Origin of the sequence: Neoaquamicrobium microcysteis (assembly GCF_008180155.1) — a bacterium.
GTDB lineage: Bacteria > Pseudomonadota > Alphaproteobacteria > Rhizobiales > Rhizobiaceae > Aerobium > Aerobium microcysteis.
In genome coordinates, this window is record NZ_VSZS01000033.1 from 1 (window position 1) to 1,827 (window position 1,827).

1 protein-coding gene is annotated in these 1,827 nt (G+C 61.1%); it reads left to right on the forward strand.

Annotated elements, in window-relative coordinates; translation table 11 throughout:
* A partial coding sequence (locus FY036_RS23675) for a hypothetical protein (protein ID WP_201744659.1) occupies positions 1-455 on the forward strand: 455 nt, incomplete at its 5' end.
* Positions 456-1,827 lie beyond the last annotated feature (1,372 nt).

The window sequence follows — 1,827 nt, forward strand, 5'->3', positions numbered from 1 at the left end:
AGCTTCGCGACGATCTCTTCGGGCTTGTGCTTCTTCTGGGGCATTCCAACGTCCTCTCTATCGGCCAAATAGCCTACTTCAGGGAGGACCACTTTTCAGGAGGCAGGCCAATCCCGGATGCAGATGAGCGGCTGGGCACCGCTTTGAATATGCTCTACCCCTATTACCGGCGCACACGGCAAATGATGACAAACATCCATCGCGATGAGGACGTGATGCCGCTGGTCAAGCAGATGATGGGCGGCTATCGGGAATACCTCGAAACCGTGCGCCACATCCTACTCCACGGCCGCGCAATCCCGACGGCCCGGAAGAATATTGTAAAGGCAGCAATCGGTCATGCGCTGTCGTTCCCGGCTTGGCGCTCGCTGGCGCTGGAGCAGGGCCTGACGGACGAGCAATGCAGCGAACTGATGTGCGGTATCGTCTGGACCGCTCAAAGCCAGCAAAGGTAGTGATCGTGATGTGCACGCGCGACACCCAGATCTCTTCCGGATAAGACATGACAGAAACGGGTTGGATCACCGGAAGCCTGCCTTCAGGCGAGCCAGACCGCATATGGAATGCATCCCGAAGTCGATCGCGTCGCACGGGCGTGCCGGTACAGGGGGTTGTTGCGGCGAGGGACTCCGGGAGAGATATATATCACGCGCTCTCCGAACCCAAGAAGCTCGAAGGGTTGCTGGCCGGCCCGAAGGAGGAGGCAGCTTGCGTCTGGTTTGTGATTGTAGGGCGAACCGCGGCGATGTTGTTCCGATAGCTTCGTTCAGTTGGTAGCGCCCCGAACCAGTTCAACGTTGCGATGGCCCCGTTTCTGGATGCGAGCTGCGCCCCCAACGGCGACTACGGCGGCCTTTGGGCTATTGGGCTTGGCGCCGCTCCAGACGCTCAGGCGAAGTTACCAAAGTTCAGGGCCACCGGCTGGACTGTTGTGCTCAATCCCGTCGGCACGGGTTTCGTGCCGTCACTCAGTCGCGTCGTGCCGCCTGGGCCATGCGCTCACGATGATCGCCATGATCAGCCTCTTGCCCAGCCAGTCACCGGCATGGACCGCGCCGAGGGCAGGGGACATCCCCACAAAGACCACCCGCGCCTGCGAGTTGGATTACGTAGAATTCGGCCCACAGAGGGCGCGGAGGCCGGCCGCGGCTTTCCAGTCAGCAATGCGAGGGCGGCCGCTCAGCCAAGCGAGAAACAAGGCCGTGAACAGTTCGCGTAGCGTTCCATGAAGAACTTCCATGGCGCCTTTGCGGGCACCTTCGCGCGCTGCGTTTCTGTCCTGATGCTACCGAACAGGAACGGGCCGTACCAGACTGGGCTGACCGCGAATGCTGTCACTCCCGCCACGATGAGGGCAGCTGGATTGATCCTAGATACGTTCATTTGGTTTGTCCCTCTGATGAAACCTGCCGGTCGTCGTGCTGTCCATGCAATAGATCAGCGACCCCGGCGTGAGGAGCACCTCCCCGTCTCCAGCAGGCTCTTGAGGCGGAAAGCACCATCGGCTAGCCGCCATAGAGCTTGGACTAAGCGTCCTTGGGCAGGCCGCGCTTGGACTGACCCGATTGGCATATCGGAAGGCCCAGGAGTGCTGCGGGGTGAGCAAGTTGGGGCCACCGTTCGTCGTGCGCTGGCCACTATCGCGCCATCGTAGGGATTGAAACCCCCAGCTTCGTGCCATGCCTGCCCAGGTCACGGAGAAAAGCGCTACAGTATCCAGAAGTACCGCCCCAAGAGCCTGCTGCAGGCCTCACACCTCAACGCGGGGAGCCGCGGACTGCCTCCCAGGTCACACCGCCATCGTTCGAGCGGAAGATTGTGCCCTGA